The organism is Bacteroides sp. 4_1_36, assembly GCF_003466325.1.
GTDB lineage: Bacteria > Bacteroidota > Bacteroidia > Bacteroidales > Bacteroidaceae > Bacteroides > Bacteroides uniformis.
The window spans coordinates 198,389-218,939 of record NZ_QSOX01000004.1 but is presented as its reverse complement, the minus strand read 5'-3'; the positions used below and the strand labels follow the sequence as shown (position 1 = coordinate 218,939).

Below are 20,551 nucleotides of genomic sequence, written 5' to 3'. Positions count from 1 at the left end.
TACCTTTTAGAGCTCCAAATATTTGATAATCAAAAACTTGCAATTACTGCATCGGCAAGTAAAGCTAATCATATATACCCAGTTATCCCCAAAACGAAAACGATGAGAGATTTTCCTTTATAGATAGCTTAGGATGTTCAGTTCTCCTATCTCCCATTTCAAAACAAAGGCTGTCCATTATCTAATATGTGACAGCCTTTCTATGAAAGTTTTCTTCAGATAAATATCATACTTTTTTCATAAACTCCTTCGGTGTTTTTCCAAAATACTCCTTATACCTGCCTCTGAAGTTTTTCAGATTTCGCATACCCACCATTTCAGCAACCATAGTCACAGAAAATTTTCCGCTTTCCAAAAGTTCCCGTGCCTTCTCCATCCTGATTCTCGAAATCAAATATTTGGGTGCTTCTCCCGTCAACAACTTCCACTTATTATAAAAGGTTGTCCGGCTCATGCACATCCTGGAGGCAATATCATCTACTGTCAAATCCTCTTTATCCATATTCTCCATAATGTAAAGCTTCACTTCATTCAAAAATGCCAGATTGGCATCCTGCTGAGCCCGCTCCATAGGTTTCGTTAAAAAATCTTCTCCAAAAACTTTCTGAAGAAATGTCTTCCGAAGAAAACGGCTATTATTTATCAATATGGATATTTCCACTTTAAGGTCCTCCAGATTAAAGGGCTTACATACAAAGAGATCAGCCTGAGAAGAACAACGCTTTTCCCGCCGTTTCACATCAATGTGCGCCCCCATCAATATCACCGGAATAAAGGAGGTGTCCCTCGACGTCTTCAGTTTAGAAGAAAGTTCCTCACCGCTCATACCTTTCAACATGATATCACAAATCACCAAATCCGGATACTCTTCACATATTACCTCCAATGCTTCCTGACCGTCATCAAAGCTCCTCACTACAAAACATTCCGATAAACGTTTCTCAAGATAATCCTTGAATCCCTTGTCATTATCCGCAAGTATCACTAAAGGTCTATCCATATTTTTTTTCTTCGAGAAACCATGGAAAGCTATTTCCGACTCATTCACCTGAAAAGTGTCCGGAATATTTAAGGATGTATCCCCCCCCGAAACCGCACACGAACATCTTATGGGAAATCGAAGCAGAGCCTCCTTTTCCAAAGTCAGTATTTTCCCGTCACATATATTCATCAACTTGTCAAAAAACACACCGCCCATGCCATACTGCTTGCCATGCAGAGGTCGCAGAATAGGAAGCCGCGACGAGTACCATCTGCAACATTTCAGAAATCGCTTGTTGCCTGTATCCTTAATCCTGATTGCCCAGTAATCTCCCTTCAACGAAACCTGCATCGAGAGATGCGTTTCCGGCAGAGAACACTCGATGGCACTCAATACAAACCGGTCGATAACCGGAGATATCTTTCCCGGATCAAACCAAGCGCTTGCATAGTCAAAATCCGGAACCAAATCCAGCTTCATCTGTAACCCGGCCACATGAGACTGTAAAAAAGACACTTTCTTCCTCATAAATGCGCCGATTTCATGTTCTGCAACTACCAGGCTACCAGAATTGCCAAATAGTCGTTTCAACTCCATCAACGCTATCAAGTGCTGCTCCAGCCCGCCTATATGATGAAGTGCAACAGCCAGTTCCTTCTTTATGTCTTCCGGACAGTCTCCTTCGTAAACTGCCCCTAACGGTGTCTTAATCAAAGAAATGGGATTACGTATGTTTTGAAAGGTATCAATGAAATACTGATTTCCCTCTTTCAGTAAATCTCTTTCTTCACTGATACAGAGTAAATGGAACAAAAGCCAACATAATATACAGATTCCACTAGCCACTATTGGCAGAACAGACCAGGGAACCTTATGATATACGCCGATGGATAGCAGGAAAACGCATAATGACACTACTATTATTATTATCGATAAATGTTTCATACTATTATAAGTTTAAGTAATAATGATTCATACTAATATATACCCGAGTTTTCAGTCAATAGCAGGATAATCCCAAGTATGTCATCAGGAGGCGGTCTAATGGGGGAACGGTAGGTTCCTTGAGTCATCGAATTCACCTTACCAACCCTCGTTTGCTAGAAGAGCCTGCATTTCGTCCACCTGTATTTCATACCCAGCAACTCTCTAAACCATTCATTTCCCATGCCCAACGTATCTTTAAATATCAATACAACATTCCGCTTATCCAAGATAGCTCCAATCAATTATTCTCAAACAAAATAATAGTATAACAAACGGAAAGGCTAAAAAGATGATACCACTTCACACATATTCTTATCATACTCACATATCTTGCGCATGAAACAGAAAGACATTATCTTTGCAGCATGAAACAAGAACTGAAAGAAAACGGAGGATTACCGGCACATATACTCTGGACACTTGCTATCGTAGCTGGCGTGTCCGTAGCCAACTTGTATTACAATCAACCCCTGCTTAATATCATGCGGCATGAATTGGAAGTTTCTGAATTCAAAACGAACCTCATTGCCATGATTACACAAATCGGATATGCGCTGGGATTATTGTTCATCGTCCCATTAGGAGACCTCTATCGACGCAAGAATATCATCCTAACGAATTTCTTCCTACTCATATTTTCCCTTCTAGCCATTGCCATGGCACCGAACATCTACATCATCTGGGCAGCATCACTCATTACCGGCATCTGCTCCATGATACCCCAAATATTTGTACCGATTGCCTCGCAATTCTCACGCCCCGAAAACAAGGGACGGAATGTAGGTGTCGTCATCTCAGGATTACTGACTGGAATACTTGCATCACGTGTTGTCAGCGGATTTGTGGGTGAAGTGCTTGGCTGGCGTGAAATGTACTTCATCGCCGCTGGAATGATGTTACTATGCGCTATCGTTGTATTAAAGGTACTACCGGACATACAACCGACTTTCCAAGGCAAATATTCCGGGCTGATGAAGTCTCTTTTCTCATTAGTAAGAGAATACCCCTCTCTACGAATCTACTCGATACGTGCAGGACTGGCCTTTGGCTCATTCCTTGCCATGTGGTCCTGCCTTGCATTCAAAATGGGAGAAGCCCCGTTCCATGCATCCAGCGATGTCATCGGCATACTAGGGCTCTGCGGCATTGCCGGAGCCTTAACCGCATCTTTTGTAGGAAAATATGTAAAAAAGGTAGGCATACGCAATTTCAACTTTATCGGTTGCGGAATGATTCTGCTTGCATGGGCCTCGCTCTTTTTCTGCGGAAACAACTATGCAGGTATCATTACCGGTGTCATTCTTATAGACATAGGCATGCAATGTATCCAACTCAGCAACCAGACCAGTATTTTCGACATCTACCCGTCTGCCTCCAATCGGGTAAATACGATTTTCATGACCACTTACTTCATCGGCGGCTCTTTGGGTACCTTCCTTGCAGGAAGCAGTTGGCAGACTTGGGGATGGAGTGGCGTGGTCGGCACCGGCGTTATTTTAACAATAATATCGTTGTCCATCACCCTTTACAGCAAGAAATAACAAGGATACTATCATTTTTCCAAGCAAACGCAAAGATTTGATAATTTTTATTTGTCATGCAAAGGATAAGGAAGATATTGAACAGAATTGTTATACCTTTGTCGCATCAAACTATAAACGACAGATTGATAATAGATTCGTCAACCAAGCATAGTCAAAAACAACCCTATGAATTCAGCAAAGAAAATACCCTCTCCACTCGTTTCTCTATTTCCCATCGCTTTTCTCGTAGGAATGCTGTTCGCCACCATCCATACTTTCGGAAGTGACGCCTTGAGTGGAGGAAGCCAGATTTCCCTGCTTGCCACCACTGGTATGTGTGTCTTTATCGGCATGACTTTCTACCGCATCCCTTGGAAAGATTATGAACTTGCCATCACCAACAACATTTCAGGTGTTGCCACAGCTATCATTATTCTATTGATTATCGGTGCTTTGAGCGGCACATGGATGATAAGTGGGGTGGTACCTACCCTTATATATTATGGTATGCAGATTATCCATCCGAATTTTTTCCTTGCTTCTACCTGCATTATTTGTGCATTGGTATCAGTAATGACGGGAAGTTCATGGACCACTATCGCCACCATCGGTATCGCCCTTTTGGGCATAGGTAAGGCACAAGGTTTTGAAGAGGGATGGATAGCCGGTGCCATCATTTCGGGAGCCTATTTCGGAGACAAAATTTCACCGTTATCGGATACCACGGTCCTTGCCTCATCCGTAACGGAAACACCGTTATTCAGCCATATCCGCTATATGATGATCACCACCGTCCCCTCTCTCCTCATCACCCTTGTCATCTTTACAGTAATGGGACTCACACACGAAACGAACAATACACAACAGATCGCGGAATTTACGGCAGCATTGGACGCCAAATTCAACATTACTCCCTGGTTACTGGCTGTTCCCGTGATTACGGGAATACTGATTGCCCGGAGAGTGCCTTCCGTCATCACACTCTTTCTCTCCACTCTGCTGGCAGGGATATTCGCCTTCATCTTCCAACCGGGACTACTGAATGAGATAGCGGAAGGTGGGAATATGTTCAAAGGGATAATGATGACATTCTATGGCAGTACCAGTCTACAAACTGACAGTGACATGTTGACAGAACTGATTGCCACACGAGGTATGGCAGGAATGATGAATACCATCTGGCTCATCATCTGCGCCATGTGTTTCGGTGGAGCCATGACGGCAAGCGGCATGCTAGGAAGCATCACTTCCCTATTCGTCCGCTTCATGAAGAATACAGCCAGCATGGTAGCATCCACCGTATGTTCCGGATTGTTCCTGAACCTTGCCACGGCAGACCAGTACATCAGCATTATCCTCACCGGAAACATGTTCAGCAACGTTTACGCAAAGAAAGGCTACGAAAGCCGGCTACTTAGCCGTACCACGGAAGATGCCGTTACCGTCACCTCCCCGCTTATCCCATGGAACACCTGCGGCATGACGCAAGCCACCATTTTGAGTGTACCCACACTGACCTACCTTCCCTATTGCTTCTTCAACCTTATCAGTCCGGTAATGAGTATCTTTATTGCTGCTATCGGATATAAAATAATTAAAAAACCGGTGAACAATCCTGGATAGGCATTGTTCTTGCAATAAACTTATAACGAACAATTTATTTAAACCTAAACAAAAAAAGATTCGATTATGAAAAAGTTTATTGCATTAGCAGCAGTAGTATTGGTAAGCATGGCAACAACGACCATGTATGCACAAGAGAGTAGAGCTGAAAAGCGCGCAGACCGTAAAGCCCAAAGAGACGCAGAACGTGCACGCCTGAAAGCTGAAGAACAAGCACAGGATGCCATTTCGTACGATGACGCAATGGCGGCCTTGAAAGCTCACCAGTTCGTAATGGAGGCAGACCAAGTGATGTTCCGCAACGGACAGACCGCATTTGTAAACTCCAACACCAACTTCGTATTGGTCAACCAAGGACGTGGCACCGTGCAGGTAGCCTTCAACACCGTATACCCAGGTCCTAACGGCATTGGCGGTGTAACAGTAGACGGAACCGTATCGGACATCCAAATGACTACCGACAAACGGGGCAACGTGAATTGTAACTTCAGCATCCAGGGTATCGGCATTTCCGCCCAGATATTCCTTACGCTGACCGATGGCGGGAACAACGCAACCGTAACCATCAGCCCGAACTTCAACTCCAACACCATGACTTTGAGCGGGAACCTGGTTCCGCTGGAACAATCCAACATATTCAAGGGACGTTCCTGGTAAAACCCTTATATAAATATATATATTCCCACTCCGCCACAAATCACACTAAAAAGTGTACATTTGTAGCGGAGTTTTTTATATACCAATGTCATGAGAGAATTTATCATTGCAGACAATCAAGATATCACCAAAGCAGGCATGATGTTCCTATTGGGCAGACAGAAAGACACCTCCCTGCTGCTGGAAGCCGACAACAAGGCAGAACTGATACAGCAACTACGCCTGCATCCCACCGCCGTTGTCATTCTGGACTATACCCTTTTTGATTTTTCGGGAGCTGAAGAGCTAATGGTACTTCACGAACGCTTCAAGGAAGCCGATTGGCTACTCTTTTCCGACGAATTGAGCCTACCGTTCCTGCGCCAGGTATTGTTCAGCAGCATGGCATTCGGCGTAGCGCTGAAGGATAATTCCAAAGAAGAGATACTGACCGCACTACAATGCGCCTCACGCAAGGAGCGATTCATCTGTAATCACGTCAGTAACCTGCTGCTCGCAGGCAACGATTCCTCCTCCCCCACTCATCCTACCATCAAAGATGATTTACTGACTACTGCCGAACGGAGCATCCTAAAAGAGATAGCCCTGGGGAAAACAACCAAAGAAATAGCTGCCGAACGAAACCTCAGCTTCCATACGGTAAACAGCCACCGGAAGAATATCTTCCGGAAACTGGGTGTAAACAATGCGCACGAAGCCACCAAATATGCCATGAAGGCAGGCATCGTAGACTTGGTGGAATATTATATATAAATCTCCCCGCTCCCGACACACAGCCGGGCATCAGCATCATACACCACTCCGAACTGGCCCGGAGCAATGCCTTGCAGCTTTTCTTCCGAAACAATGCGGTAACCCTCCGCCTCCTTTTGCAACCTGCCTTTGACAAACTCCGGCGTATGGCGTATCTTGAAAGTCACCTCCACCTCTTCCTGCGCTCCCTTCCAGGGATTATCCGTAATGAAATGAAAATCGTACATACGGAATTCATAGCCGTATTGCAATGCCGTATCACATCCGCGGGACACGTAAATCACATTCTCCTCCACATCCTTGCGGACAACAAACCACGGTCCTCCACCCAACCCCAATCCTTTACGCTGGCCGATGGTATGAAACCAATAGCCCCGATGCTTGCCCAACTTTCTACCCGTTTCCAACTCCACAATATCCCCTTCCCTTTCGCCAAGGAAACGGCGCACAAAATCATTATAATCAATCTTTCCCAGAAAGCAGATGCCCTGACTGTCACGACGTCTGGCGCTGGGCAATCCGGCACGCAGGGCTATGTCACGAACCTCATTCTTCATCAGTCTGCCCAATGGAAACATCAGTTTGGAAACTTGCAGATAATCTATCTGTGCCAGAAAGTCGGTCTGGTCTTTCACGGAATCGGCAGCGGTACCGAGCCATGTCTTTCCATCCCTCAACACCGTAGTGGCGTAGTGCCCGGTTGCCGTGACATCGAAATCCTTCCCCACACGTTGCTCAAAGCACCCGAACTTTATCAGCTTGTTGCACATCACATCCGGATTGGGAGTCAAGCCACGTCTTATTTTATCAATGGCATAAGCCGCCACCTGGTCCCAATACTCCCGGTGCAGGTCCACTACTTCCAACGATAATCCATAACGCCGGGCAATGGCAGAAGCCATCTCCATATCCTCTTCCGCAGAGCAGTCCATATAATCGGCATCGTCCCTCCCTATTTTGATATAAAATAGAGAAGGACGGTAACCTTGTTCGCAAAGGAGATGTACCACCACGGAGCTGTCTACACCTCCCGACAATAATACAGCAATATTCATTCTATCGTATACTGTTATTCTTTTAAATTCTGTCAAATGCCTGGGACAAGTCGTCCAGCAAATCATCGATATGTTCTGTCCCGATGGAGAGGCGGACCGTGCCCGGTTTGATGCCTTGTTCTTCCAATTCCCGTGCACTCAATTGGGAATGGGTAGTGGTGGCAGGATGGATAACCAGGGATTTCACATCAGCCACATTGGCAAGCAACGAGAATATCTGTAAACTGTCAATAAACGTCTGCGCTTCCTTCACACCGCCCCGCACCTCAAACGTAAAGATAGAACCGCCTCCATTCGGAAAGTATTTCCCGTAAAGCGCGTGGTCAGGATGCTCGGGCAGGGACGGGTGGTTCACGGCAACCACTTTGGGATGCTTCTTCAAGAATTCAACCACTTTCAAGGCATTCTCCACATGACGTTCCACGCGAAGCGACAACGTCTCCAATCCTTGCAACAGAATGAAAGCATTGAAAGGACTGATTGTGGCACCGGTATCACGCAACAATACGGCACGGATACGGATGGCATAGGCAGCAGGACCGGCAGCGTCGACGAAACGTACTCCATGATAACTCGGGTCCGGTTCCGTCAGTTGGGGAAACTTCCCCGAGGCCACCCAGTCGAACTTGCCGCTATCTACAATAACACCACCCAAGGACGTACCATGCCCTCCTATGAACTTCGTTGCCGAATGGACTACCACATCTGCCCCATGCGCTATGGGACGAATCAGGTAAGGAGTACCGAAGGTGTTATCTATAATCAGAGGAATCCGGTGACGGTGTGCTATTTCAGCAACGGCATCAATGTCAATGATGTTGCAATTCGGATTTCCCAGCGTTTCAATGAATACTGCCTTGGTATTCTCCTGAATCGCTTTCTCGAAATTGTCCAGATTGCCCGGGTCCACAAAAGTAGTGGTAACCCCGTAGGCAGGCAATGTGTGGGCCAGCAGATTATACGTTCCACCGTAGATGGTCTTAGCTGCCACGATATGGTCGCCTGCACGGGTGATATTCTCAAAGGCATAAGTGATGGCTGCCGCACCCGAGGCTACGGCCAATCCGGCAACACCGCCTTCCAGAGCCGCCACACGTTTCTCGAACACATCCTGGGTGGAATTCGTCAACCGCCCGTAAATATTCCCCGGGTCCTGCAAGCCAAAGCGGGCTGCCGCATGGGCCGAATTACGGAATACATACGAAGTTGTCTGATAGATAGGTACGGCGCGGGCATCAGTTGCCGGGTCGGGTTGTTCTTGTCCAACGTGAAGTTGTAGAGTCTCAAAGTGCAATTTCTTTGTTTCCATTGTCGTTTGTATTTTAGGTGAATAAACCGTTTCTCATTCGGATGTTGCAAAGATAGAGCGATAAGCCGGGGCAGACAATGACACAGATTAGGGAATTTTATACCACAATTGTGGTAGATAAGCAAGCTATTTTCTATCTTTAGATAAGATAGACTGCATTTCGGCAAAACTTTTTCATGCAAGCATGAAAGTTCTGCACTCAATTTGCACTATCTTTGCCCCCATGAAAGCAAGAAATATACTGATACTCATATTGGGAACCCTGATTCTTCCCATTTATCTGACTTCCTGCGGGGTGGACCGCTGGAAAGAGTATGCCGGACAGACCCAGACAGACCGCTGGATTGACGATACCATGCGTGTGTGGTACTATTGGGTAGACGCTATCCCCCATACCAACGACTTGAACTATTTTCAAGCCCCTTTCACTTTCTTTGCCTCGCTCAAATCCGAAGAAGACAAATTCTCCACCATCGACAGTCTGGTCAGCATCACCACTACCCGCAGCATCCCCTATACGGATTACAGCTACGGATTCCAGTTCACTACCAACCAGATAGAAGTAGAAGGAGAAGAGAATGCCATTGTTGCACAGATTCTTTACGTTGCCGACGGAAGCCCGGCCTCGGAAATCGGGCTAAAACGGGGTGACTGGATTATGAAGATGGACGGGAACTTTATTACTGAACAGAATTATAAGAAACTGTATGGAAGTAGTGCCATGGAACTTACAGTAGGTTATTACGACGTGGAGAAAAATGCCATCGTTGCTTACGACAAACCCAGACAGATAGCATCGGCGCGTCCCGTCAACGACAACCCGGTGCACTATAAGAATGTATATACATCAGGCAGCAAGAAAATAGGTTATCTGGTCTACAACCACTTCAGTTCCGGCCCCACGGACAACAGTAATGAATATGACAACGACCTGCGCAGCGCATTCCAATATTTCGCATCACAGCAAGTCAACGAATTCATCCTTGACTTGCGCTACAACAACGGTGGATTACTGAGTTGCGCAGAATTGCTGTGTACCATGCTTGCACCTTCCTCCGCCTTGGGACAAGAGTTGGGGTACCTGGAATTCAACAACCGCTTCAATCCGCAGATAGTACCGTTCACCCTGAATTCCGGACTCATCGGAAACGGAGCAAACCTAAACCTGAATACTCTCTACGTACTTACCAGCAGCCAGACTGCCTCCGCCTCCGAAATGGTGATTAACTGCCTCGACCCGTATATGGATGTTGTCATAATCGGCGGTACTACCGTAGGCAAGAATGTAGGTTCCAGGAATTTCTCCAGCCCCGAACTGATGATAACGATGAATCCCATCGTCTGCAAGATATACAATTCGGAAGGGAAATCTGATTATGAATCCGGATTCCAACCGGCCTACTCGGGATATGTAGTGAATGAGATGAGCGACATGTCACGTTTCCTGCCCTTTGGAGATACCAACGAAGCCTTATTGAGCACTGCACTCGGCGCCATCGACGGAAGCATACAACCGCCCGCACAAGAAGATACCCGTTCTTTAAGAGTGACCACTCTCGCAAACTCCATTGAACGTCGGGCAAGCCATGCCGTACGCATCAAATAAAAAGACAAATAGGATGAAACTAAACAGAAGAGTTACAATCATCACCCGATTTTCGGGAATCATGTTCAGCCTGCTGTTGCTCGGCGGACTGGCAGCTTGCAGCGATGATAACAATGGCAGTGATACGCCAGAACCGGAGCCGTCAACCTACCCCACCACTCCTTTCTCCAAAATCGAACTCAAAGAAGTGATAGAGAGCGATGCGCAACCGGTTACTGCCACCCACACCTACCTTTACAACAGTGCAGGCAGGCTGACCAGCTACACCGGCAAACAGAGCTTTACAGCAGGAGACGAACTCTTCGAGATAGAGAATACCACTACTGTCGAATACAAGGACCATCAAGCCGTGATAACCGACGAAGCAGGTACAGTATCAACCTACACGCTGAATGACAAAGGTTATGCCACCACTTGTACCAGTCAGGATATGGCAGGAAATACCCGTACTTACACCTTCTCCTACCTCATCAACACCGAAGACAAATACTATCTGGAAAACATCACAGAAAAGCTGGACGACGGAAAAGAATACTCATTCATTACAATAGACTACAGCAACTTCCGGGCATTGCGCATACAGCAAAAGGTTGACACTTTTGAGCACAACAGTACGGCTACCACACCATCAGACAATGAAATTGCAAATATCTCCGAAATACCAAGCCTATTCATTACGGACATGTATCCGCTTTCCATGCATGCGGTTGCCATATACGGGAAGATATTGGGAGAACCTGCAAACTATCTGATTACCCAACTCATCCCGGACAGCAACGGAGAAAGTGAAGAGACCACCACCTATACTTATACGTTAGATAACCGGGGTATCGTCACTTCCTGCCATGCAGTCGTCAGGCATATAAGGAACGGCTACGAGCAGGACTACACACGCACCGTGAACTATACCATCGAATAATAAGTTACTTACTTCTTAAAGAACTTGTCGAAGAAAAGGACGTGATAGTCTATGGAGTTGTTCCAATACGTTCCGGTATGTCCACCGGGACGGGTGATGAAGTCATGGTCTATCTTCCTTGCCAGCAGCCGGTTGTGCAAGTCCTTGTTCACTTCAAGAAAGAAATCGGCCTCACCGCAGTCGATGATTAGCGCCAAGTCTCCATTTACAATCTTATCCAGCTGGTTGACCACCGTATGCGCATCCCAAGATGCCTTGTTGGCAGCAAACTCTCCCAACTGCTTGTTCATTTCCCAATTCTGGGGGAACGGCCGTATATCCACTCCTCCACTCATACTGCCCGCCGCACCGAACACATCCTTATGACGGATAGCACTCCACAAAGCACCGTGGCCGCCCATACTCAATCCACTGATGGCACGCGCCTTTCTATCGGGAATGGTAGCATAGTTCCCGTCTGTATACTTCACCAATTCCGAGGTGACAAAAGTCTCATAACGGTAGGCAGGATTCTCCGGACTGTCCCAATACCAACTGTTCTTGCCGTCCGGACATACAAATATGATTCCTTTCTCATCCGCCATCTGCGGCAATTCCGGCTTCAGCTGCACCCAGCTCCGCGCATTGCCGCCATAACCGTGCAACAGATAAACCACCGGACAAGCCTGCTTGCCGATAGCCTTATCAGGCAATACATACACAACTTTTACATCCTTATTCATGGCTGCACTTCTCACCAACACCGTGTCTACACGTGCCGCCTGCAACATTACGGCAGACAGACACCACAAAAGCCCCAAGGCAATAATTCTTTTTTTCATCTATTTATTGTTTATTTTTTCTAACGGATGGCAATATTAACAATAAATACTGAAAAATCATTATCTTTGCCTCACAAACTATTCAAAATCCACTATGGAGTTTATTATCATTCTACTTTTACTTATTCTGAACGGCATTTTTGCCATGTATGAAATCGCTTTAGTCTCCTCAAGTAAAGCACGCCTTGAAACTCTTGTCGGAAAAGGGAACAAAAGAGCCAAAGGAGTATTGAAACAACTGGAAGAACCCGAAAAATTCCTCTCCACCATCCAAATCGGTATTACTCTTATCGGTATCGTATCCGGTGCCTATGGTGGTGCCACCATCGCTGATGACGTAGAACCGCTGTTCGCCCTCATTCCGGGAGTAGCCGCCTATGCCAAGACTCTCGCCATGATTACCGTAGTAGCCATCATCACCTATCTGTCGCTCATCATAGGCGAACTGGTGCCCAAGTCCATCGCCTTGAACAACCCGGAACGATGGGCCACCATGCTCAGCCCCTTCATGATTGTGCTGACCAAGATTTCCTATCCGTTTGTATGCCTGCTGAGCGCTTCCACCAAACTGATGAACAAACTCATCGGACTGAACAGCGGCGAAGAACGCCAAATGACACAAGACGAACTGAAGATGATTCTGCACCAAAGCTCGGAACAAGGCGTCATCGACAAAGACGAAACGGAAATGTTGCGTGACGTGTTCCGCTTCTCGGACAAAAGAGCGAATGACCTGATGACCTATCGCCGCGACATCGTCGTGCTCCATCCCACAGACACACCGGAAGAGGTGCTGCGTATCATCCACGAAGAACACTTCAGCAAATATCTCCTGGTGGAGCGGGGAAAGGACGAGATTATCGGTGTGGTTTCCGTAAAGGACATCATCTTGATGATGGGCGGCGAACAACCCTTCAACTTACGTAGTATTGCACGCCCTGCTTTGTTTATTCCGGAAAGTTTGTATGCAAAGAAAGTTTTAGAGCTGTTTAAGAAGAACAAAAACAAGTTCGGAGTTGTTGTAGACGAGTATGGAAATACAGAAGGTATCATCACCCTGCACGATTTGACGGAAAGTATCTTCGGAGACATCCTCGAAGAGAATGAAACGGAAGAAGAGGAAATCGTTGTTCGTCAAGACGGTTCCATGCTGGTGGAAGCTTCCATGAATCTGGATGACTTTATGGAGGCGATGGGCATTATGAACTATGATGACCTGAAAGAAGAAGACTTCACCACCTTGAGCGGTCTTGCCATGTTCTTGATAGGACGGGTGCCGAAAGCCGGAGACTTGTTCAGCTACAAAAACCTGGACTTCGAAGTGGTGGATATGGACCGCGGACGGGTGGACAAGCTGCTCGTCATCAAGAAAGAAGAAGATGAATAACAAACGCTATTGCGTCTTTATAATTAACTTAAACCATTAAAGCAATGAAAAAAGTAATGATGATTGCAGCCCTTGCCGCTGCATTGGTATCCTGCCAATCAAAAGGAACTCAGAACAATGACGCCGTCGCCATGGACGAAAGTGTAATGGCTGTTACCGGCAATGACTCGTCTGCCGTAGCCGTATACGAAGGAATCCTTCCCGCCGCCGACGGTCCGGGCATCCAGTATGTATTGAGCGTAGACAGTGTAGGTCCCGACGGAGAAAGCGGCTACACGCTGGTAACAACTTATCTGGATGCCGAAGGCCCCGGAAAGAACAAGAGCTTTACTTCCAAAGGAAAGAAAGAAGTTATCCAGAAAGACGTCGACAACAAGAAGAAAACAGCCATCAAGCTGACCCCGAACGACGGGGACACTCCGGTGTACTTCGTAGTAGTGAACGACACAACCCTGCGCCTTGTCAACGACAGCCTGCAGGAAGCAGTGAGTGACTTGAATTATGACATCATCCAGGTGAAATAGTCCATCCATACTTATAAGAAAGAACGGTACAGCCGGAATTACTGAATTCAGTGGTTCCGGCTGCTGTTTTTTCAATGAGGGGGCATTTCAAACAAGAGAACAGAAGGCTATATCAAAAAGTTAGTGCTATCTTTGTCGCTTCATCAAAGTATATATAAACATGAAACATTCTTCCGAGAAACCTTTAGCACCTGCCAACTACTCACGCTGTTTCAACAACCAATGCCCGAAAGCCGACAACTGCCTGCATCGCTTAGCCGCCCTTCGCGATACCCCCGAGTACCCGTCCATCCGCATCATCAATCCACTGTGTATTCCAGAGGATAGCAGCCAATGCGCCTATTTTCAATCGACACAAAAGATACATGTCGCATGGGGAATCAGCCACTTGCTCGATGAAGTTCCCTACAAGAATCTCCAACCTCTGAAAAGCCAGTTGATAGCCCATTTCGGCCGCGGAAAATACTACCGCTTCTACCGGGAAGAATCTTACCTTTCCCCCGAAGACCAGAACTATATCCGCAGAACTTTCCACCAATACAACATTCCGGGAGAACCGGCTTTCGACTCTTACAGCGAGGAATACAAATGGTAGAAAGGTAATCTTCAGCCCCCTTTTCATGTCATTTTATCACTGAAAATATAGATAACACTTTAGTTCACAACGGTGAACACTTTGTTACAACAGTAAGAAACAAAGTGTTCACATACTATGAAACAAACTGTTCGCACTCAATAAAACAAACTGTTTTCTTTAACGGAACAAACTGTTTCCTACTAATGAAACAAACTGTTCTCCATATTGAAACAAACCGTTCTCCTTAGGGAAACAGACGGATTCCCTTTTGAAGCCCTACAAGGGGAATAATTATCGCCTGCGAAAATATAGGAGGAAATACAGCGACATAGTGCGATACCTATTCTCTGCAAAACGGGTGAACGTGTTCGGGAGGATATTGCAGCAACACGGGATGAGGTAAAGGAAAGAGAGGGGGAGATGGTATATTGTGTGGTAAAAGTGGAGAGGTAGAAAAGACGGAAAGGATTACAGTTGAAATAAATTCTTTTTCTTAACTTTGTGAAATAGAAACATCGAATATGACGATGAAGAAAATAAAAAGATGAAAACAGCACTATCTATAAATCAACCGTTCAAGGATTGGGTAAACCACCTAAAACAAGACATTCGTAGTGCACAGATTAAAGCGGCTGTACGCGTGAACAGCGAACTGCTTCACCTTTACTGGCAACTGGGGGCAGAAATTATAGAACGGCAGAAAGAAATGACTTGGGGAAGCGGATTTCTCGAAGAGTTGAGTCGTGAGCTGATGGCAGAATTTCCTGATATGAAAGGGTTCTCATATAGAAACATACGCAGTATAAAGCAGTGGTATCTATTTTATAATGAGCCATATACAATTTGGCAACAAGTTGTTTCCAAATTAGGTGAAGAGAAATTTTTCTCCATCCCTTGGGGGCATCATCTCTATATCATCTCCCAATGCAAGGAAGTGAACTTATTCGGAGAAAGACAGTTAAACAATAAAACCGGAAACATATATGGCCGATAATTATCTTGAAAATCAGTACGAGCAATACCGGGCACGCAAAGCAGCTTGGGAGAAAGCGAAAAAATCCGGTAAGGCACAAACGCTACATAAGCCGACACTTCCTCTCAAAAAAGGCGGAAAGAAAGTGTTCGTTACCGGAGGTGCAGGGGGTATTGGCAAAGCCATTGTAGAAGCTTTCTGCAAGCTTAATTACCAAGTAGCCTTTTGTGACAAGAATGAACTGAAAGGGCAGCAAACCGCCCAAGCCACCGGAGCACAATTCTATCCCGTCGACCTAAACAGCAAAGAAGCATTGGAACTTTGCCTGCAAAATATTTTCAAGGAATGGGGGGATATTGACATCATTATAAACAATGCCGGCATCAGTGAATTCTCTCCCATCACAGAAACGAGTGTGGAGACTTTCGATAAAATATTGTCTGTGAATTTACGTCCGGTGTTCATTACTTCACATGCGTTGGCAGTACACCGCAAAAGTCAAAACAACACGAATACCTACGGAAGAATCATTAATCTCTGTTCTACGCGCTATCTGATGAGTGAACCGGGGAGTGAAGGATATGCAGCTTCCAAAGGAGGCATCTATTCGTTGACGCATGCGTTGGCTTTATCGCTTGCAGAGTGGCACATCACGGTCAACTCCATCTCTCCGGGCTGGATTCAGACACACGATTATGAACAATTACGGGCAGAAGACCATTCGCAACACCCCTCCGGACGGGTTGGCAAACCGGAAGATATTGCCCGTATGTGCGTATTCCTATGCCAAGACGAAAACGACTTCATCAATGGCGAAAACATCACCATTGACGGAGGCATGACCAAAAAGATGATTTACTGGGAATAGCCCTTTTATAAAACAATCTGCCCAACATAATAATTATAGGATATGAACATGAAAAAGTCTTTTATAGGAATCCTGGCAGCAACCATCATCCTCAGCGGATGCGGCACAAGCCAGATGGCTGCAGGCGACCCTAACGCAGTGCTCGCAGGAGCTGCCATCGGAAGTAATGTAGGCGGTGCCATCGGCGGGCTGATAGGTGACAGTAACGGAGGCTGGCGAGGAGGATACCGGGGTTCCGCCATCGGCACCATCATAGGAACCATTGCGGGAGCTGCCATTGCCAATGCAGCCACAGCCCCCAAAAAGCAGGAGGAGTACAGCTACCGGATAGAAAGGACACAGCCCTATCCCCCGCAATCCGGAAGACAGCCGCAAGCATCGGCCATCGACCACTTGAGGATACGGAATATACGTTTCATTGACGACAGCCGCAACCACGTCATCAATTCGGGCGAAAACTGTAAAGTGATTTTTGAAATCATGAACGAAGGAAACAAAACAGCCTACAACGTAGTGCCGGTGGTGGTGGAAACCACGGGCATGAAGCGTATTTACATATCGCCGTCGGTCATGATAGAGCAAATAACTCCGCGCAACGGTGTGAAATACACCGCCAACATCAGTGCCGGAGAACGGATAAAGACGGGTAACGTCACCATACGCATAGCCATAGCCGACGAGTACGGAGACGAATATGACTGGCAGGAGTTTTCGTTGCCCACACAACGGTAGAACAATGTCTTAACAGTAGTTTTTAAAAAGAAATGGAACAACAGCAATCTTCTTTCAAAGAAAAAGAACGCATAGAATTACGGGAACCCCGACGCTTCAAAGTCACCATCTACAATGATGACTTCACCACCATGGAGTTTGTGATAAAGGTACTCACCACCGTCTTTTACAAATCATCGGTAGAAGCGGAAACACTGATGCTGCAGGTGCACAAGAGCAACTCCGCGGTAGTGGGCATCTACTCATACGACATCGCCCACTCCAAAGTACAGAAAGCCACCCGCATGGCACGCAATGAAGGTTTCCCCCTCCGGCTCACCGTCACCCCGGAGGAAGAAGAATAAGAAAGAAACAATATGGATATAAAAAATACGATATTCGTAAACCAAGCATTCGCTTCCGCACAAAGAAAAGCCGAGTCTTACCGGCACGAGTTCATCATGCCCGAACATCTGCTGAGCGCCATTCTGGAACAGGAACCCTTTATCAACACCCTGCAAGATACCTTCTACAATTATGTGGAGCTCAGCATCTCACTGGAAAACTATCTGACGGAAGAAGTGGAAACTATCCCCGACAATGTGGAATACGAGTTGGGACTTTCCGTCCAGCTCAGCTCACTCCTGCAACATGCCTATACGGTGACAGAGTATTCCAGCGCCGAAGAACTGGGTGTTCCCCATCTGATACAAGGCTTGCTGCAACTGGAAGATTCCTGGGCATGCCATTTCCTGAAGGAAGCAGTCGGCGGCGACCTGCCCGAATTCCTCAGCCTGCTCATTACCCACTACGAAGAAGCGGAGCTGGCAGAAGAAGCAGGCGGTGTACAATCCCCCGATGAACAAGAGAAAACAGAACCATGGCGTAACTACGTGACCTGCCTCAACGACCGCCTGGCAGACCACAACCCGCTTATCGGCAGGGAGATGGAGTTGGAGCGAACCATACAAGTGCTCTGCCGCAAAGAAAAGAACAACCCGTTGCATGTGGGCGAACCCGGCGTAGGCAAAACAGCCCTTGCCTATGGGCTTGCCGCCCGTATCGAAGCGGGCAACGTCCCCGAACGGCTTGCCGGCTTCCGCATTTATGAGCTGGACTTGGGCAGTCTACTGGCAGGCACACAATATCGCGGCGATTTCGAGAAGCGGCTGAAAAGTATCATGGAAGGCATCGGTCGTGAGGGAAATGCCATCGTCTACATCGACGAGATACACAACCTGATAGGCGCCGGACGCACGGGCGAAGGCTCTATGGATGCCTCCAACATGCTGAAACCCTATCTGGAAACCGGGGCAATACGTTTCATCGGCTCTACCACCTACGACGAGTACAACCGCTACTTCGCACGCAGCAAGGGACTGGTACGCCGCTTCCAGCAGATAGACATACTGGAACCGAACATTGAAGAAGCCATACATATCGTAGAAGGCCTGAAAGAGAAATACGAAACCTACCACGGCGTCACCTACGAGCCCGACGTCATCCCCTATGCCGTAAAGGCAAGCGCCCGCTACATCAGCGACCGTTTCCTGCCCGACAAAGCCATCGACCTGGTGGACGAAGCAGGAGCTTACCGGGAAATACACCCCACAGACTCCGAGGAACAGACCGTGGACAAGGCACTGATAACCGACATACTGGCACGTACCTGCAAAGTCAATGCCCTCGCCATGAAAGAGGACGACACCGTCGCCTTGGAAAGCCTGCACGAACGCATCAGCTCCCGCATCTACGGGCAGGAAGAAGCCGTCCGTCAGGTGGTGGAAGCTGTGCAAATGTCCAAAGCCGGACTGCTGGACGAAAACAAACCGCTGGCAAGCCTGCTCTTTGTAGGCCCCACCGGAGTAGGAAAGACCGAAGTTGCCAAAGTGCTCGCCGCCGAGCTGGGCATCGCCCTGCAACGTTTCGACATGAGCGAATATACCGAAAAGCATACCGTAGCCAAACTGATTGGCTCGCCTGCCGGCTACGTGGGTTACGAGGACGGCGGCCTGCTGACCGACGCCATACGCAAGACCCCAAACTGCGTGCTACTGCTCGACGAGATAGAGAAAGCCCATCCCGACGTATTCAACATCCTGCTGCAAGTAATGGATTACGCCGTACTGACCGACAACAAAGGACGGAAAGCCGACTGCCGACACGTGGTCCTCATCATGACCTCCAATGCCGGAGCACAATATGCCCGCCAAGCGTCCATCGGCTTCAACAGTCAGGTCACCGCCGGAGAAGCCATGCTGAAACAAGTCAAGAAAACCTTTAAGCCCGAATTCATCAACCGCCTCTCTGCCACGGTGGTCTTCCATGACATGGACCGCCCGATGGCATCACTTATCCTCGACAAGAAACTCGGAGAACTAGGCAGCAAGCTGTCTTCCCGCCAGGTGGAAATGGTATTGAGCCAGGAAGCACACGAATGGCTGCTCCAACGGGGTTTTATCCCCGAATACGGCGCCCGGGAGATGGACCGCGTGATAGCCGCCCACTTGAAACCCTTGCTGATGCGCGAAATTCTGTTCGGTACATTGAAGGCAGGAGGAAAAGTCCGCGTGCAAGTGGAAAACGGAGCATTGAAACTACAACCCGCAACCGAATAACGATATGGTCTTTCAACTGACGGATAAACTTGCTTTCCCCGACCCTCACTACGGCGACCCCGACGGGTTGCTCGCTGTGGGCGGTGACCTCTCTATCGACCGCCTCATCCTGGCGTACTCCAACGGTATATTCCCCTGGTACGCATTTCGGGAAGAACTGATACAATGGTGGTGCCCGATGGACCGTTTTGTCATCTTTCCGGACGAAATCCATATCTCCCACTCCATGCGTACGCTCATCAACAAAGGAAAGTACGAAATCACCTTCAACGAAGCTTTCCAAGACATCATACAAACCTGCGGAGAATTGCGGATAGAACAAGAAGGCGCCTGGCTCGGAACGAAGATGATGGAAGCCTATACGCACCTGCACGAACAAGGATTCGCCGCCAGCGTGGAAGTATGGGAAGAAGAGCAATTGGTAGGTGGGCTGTACGGAGTGACCCTGGGACGTTGTTTCTTTGGAGAGAGCATGTTCTCACTCGTTCCCAGCGCCTCGAAGCTGGCCCTCATCCATCTGGCCCAATTCTTCAGGGAACATGGAGGCGTCATGATAGATTGCCAGTTCGAAACCCCTCACCTCAAAACAATGGGAGGCAGGCACATCAGTTACGACGAATATATGACATACATCGAACAAGACTGCCGCTTCTAAAAG

At 47.4% G+C, this 20,551-nt stretch carries 19 protein-coding genes; 15 read left to right on the top strand and 4 right to left on the bottom strand.

The genetic code is table 11. The features are described from left to right. Positions 1-226: 226 nt before the first annotated feature. On the bottom strand, positions 227-1,696 hold the full coding sequence (locus tag DXD65_RS06615; RefSeq protein WP_229116677.1) for a response regulator: 1,470 nt from the start codon (positions 1,694-1,696) through the stop codon (positions 227-229). A gap of 638 nt (positions 1,697-2,334) precedes the next feature. Between DXD65_RS06615 and DXD65_RS06610 the strand changes: the two genes are divergently transcribed. The 4 genes from DXD65_RS06610 to DXD65_RS06595 all read left to right on the top strand — a co-directional run bounded on the left by DXD65_RS06610 (position 2,335) and on the right by DXD65_RS06595 (position 6,525). Continuing rightward, entirely contained in the window at positions 2,335-3,510 is a 1,176-nt protein-coding gene (locus tag DXD65_RS06610) for an MFS transporter (protein WP_005826523.1), read from the top strand. Positions 3,511-3,678: 168 nt separating this feature from the next. Next, positions 3,679-5,115, top strand: a complete 1,437-nt coding sequence (gene nhaC, locus DXD65_RS06605) for a Na+/H+ antiporter NhaC (protein WP_005835906.1) — start codon at positions 3,679-3,681, stop codon at positions 5,113-5,115. A 66-nt stretch (positions 5,116-5,181) separates the two neighbouring features. After that, positions 5,182-5,772 (top strand): DUF4251 domain-containing protein, encoded by a 591-nt coding sequence (locus tag DXD65_RS06600; protein ID WP_005826513.1) that lies wholly within the window; start codon positions 5,182-5,184, stop codon positions 5,770-5,772. A gap of 90 nt (positions 5,773-5,862) precedes the next feature. Next, on the top strand, positions 5,863-6,525 hold the full coding sequence (locus DXD65_RS06595) for a response regulator transcription factor (protein WP_117887439.1): 663 nt from the start codon (positions 5,863-5,865) through the stop codon (positions 6,523-6,525). Here the strand turns inward: DXD65_RS06595 and mnmA are convergent. Both mnmA and DXD65_RS06585 read right to left on the bottom strand, forming a co-directional pair. Then, complete coding sequence (mnmA, locus tag DXD65_RS06590) at positions 6,516-7,580, bottom strand: tRNA 2-thiouridine(34) synthase MnmA (protein ID WP_005826509.1); 1,065 nt, start codon at positions 7,578-7,580, stop codon at positions 6,516-6,518. The genes DXD65_RS06595 and mnmA overlap by 10 nt on opposite strands. A gap of 22 nt (positions 7,581-7,602) precedes the next feature. Next, positions 7,603-8,889, bottom strand: a complete 1,287-nt coding sequence (locus tag DXD65_RS06585) for an O-acetylhomoserine aminocarboxypropyltransferase/cysteine synthase family protein (protein ID WP_057259153.1) — start codon at positions 8,887-8,889, stop codon at positions 7,603-7,605. Positions 8,890-9,073: 184 nt separating this feature from the next. Between DXD65_RS06585 and DXD65_RS06580 the strand changes: the two genes are divergently transcribed. Together DXD65_RS06580 and DXD65_RS06575 are read left to right on the top strand one after the other, a co-directional pair. Continuing rightward, a complete protein-coding gene (locus DXD65_RS06580) occupies positions 9,074-10,495 on the top strand; it encodes a S41 family peptidase (protein WP_050756838.1) in 1,422 nt (473 codons plus the stop codon). 13 nt (positions 10,496-10,508) lie between these two features. Then, positions 10,509-11,414, top strand: a complete 906-nt coding sequence (locus DXD65_RS06575; RefSeq protein ID WP_009036641.1) for a DUF4595 domain-containing protein — start codon at positions 10,509-10,511, stop codon at positions 11,412-11,414. An 8-nt stretch (positions 11,415-11,422) separates the two neighbouring features. Here the strand turns inward: DXD65_RS06575 and DXD65_RS06570 are convergent, their stop codons facing one another. Then, positions 11,423-12,235: an alpha/beta hydrolase gene (locus DXD65_RS06570; protein ID WP_005826503.1), complete on the bottom strand. Its 813-nt coding sequence runs from the start codon at positions 12,233-12,235 to the stop codon at positions 11,423-11,425. 94 nt (positions 12,236-12,329) lie between these two features. Here DXD65_RS06570 and DXD65_RS06565 point away from each other — a divergent pair, with 94 nt between their 5' ends. The 9 genes from DXD65_RS06565 (at position 12,330) to aat (ending at position 20,548) form a co-directional block, all read left to right on the top strand. Further along, positions 12,330-13,622 carry a hemolysin family protein gene (locus tag DXD65_RS06565; protein WP_005826501.1) on the top strand — a complete coding sequence of 431 codons (1,293 nt, stop codon included), beginning with the start codon at positions 12,330-12,332 and terminating at the stop codon, positions 13,620-13,622. 44 nt (positions 13,623-13,666) lie between these two features. Then, positions 13,667-14,146, top strand: coding sequence for a copper resistance protein NlpE N-terminal domain-containing protein (locus DXD65_RS06560; RefSeq protein WP_005826499.1), 480 nt, complete (start codon positions 13,667-13,669; stop codon positions 14,144-14,146). Positions 14,147-14,306: 160 nt separating this feature from the next. Next, entirely contained in the window at positions 14,307-14,741 is a 435-nt protein-coding gene (locus DXD65_RS06555; RefSeq protein ID WP_008663796.1) for a DUF6078 family protein, read from the top strand. A gap of 526 nt (positions 14,742-15,267) precedes the next feature. After that, entirely contained in the window at positions 15,268-15,717 is a 450-nt protein-coding gene (locus DXD65_RS06545; protein WP_227239025.1) for a DUF1016 N-terminal domain-containing protein, read from the top strand. Next, positions 15,707-16,564 (top strand): SDR family NAD(P)-dependent oxidoreductase, encoded by an 858-nt coding sequence (locus tag DXD65_RS06540; protein ID WP_057252729.1) that lies wholly within the window; start codon positions 15,707-15,709, stop codon positions 16,562-16,564. Before DXD65_RS06545 ends, DXD65_RS06540 begins: the two co-directional genes overlap by 11 nt. Positions 16,565-16,606: 42 nt before the next feature. Continuing rightward, the gene (locus DXD65_RS06535) at positions 16,607-17,296 is read left to right on the top strand and encodes a hypothetical protein (RefSeq protein ID WP_034528603.1); all 690 of its coding nucleotides are present in this window, start codon (positions 16,607-16,609) and stop codon (positions 17,294-17,296) included. A gap of 32 nt (positions 17,297-17,328) precedes the next feature. Then, positions 17,329-17,640, top strand: coding sequence for an ATP-dependent Clp protease adaptor ClpS (locus DXD65_RS06530; protein ID WP_057259149.1), 312 nt, complete (start codon positions 17,329-17,331; stop codon positions 17,638-17,640). 12 nt (positions 17,641-17,652) lie between these two features. Further along, positions 17,653-19,893, top strand: coding sequence for an AAA family ATPase (locus tag DXD65_RS06525; protein ID WP_117680520.1), 2,241 nt, complete (start codon positions 17,653-17,655; stop codon positions 19,891-19,893). Positions 19,894-19,897: 4 nt separating this feature from the next. Then, positions 19,898-20,548 (top strand): leucyl/phenylalanyl-tRNA--protein transferase, encoded by a 651-nt coding sequence (gene aat, locus DXD65_RS06520; RefSeq protein ID WP_005826481.1) that lies wholly within the window; start codon positions 19,898-19,900, stop codon positions 20,546-20,548. Positions 20,549-20,551: the final 3 nt, after the last annotated feature.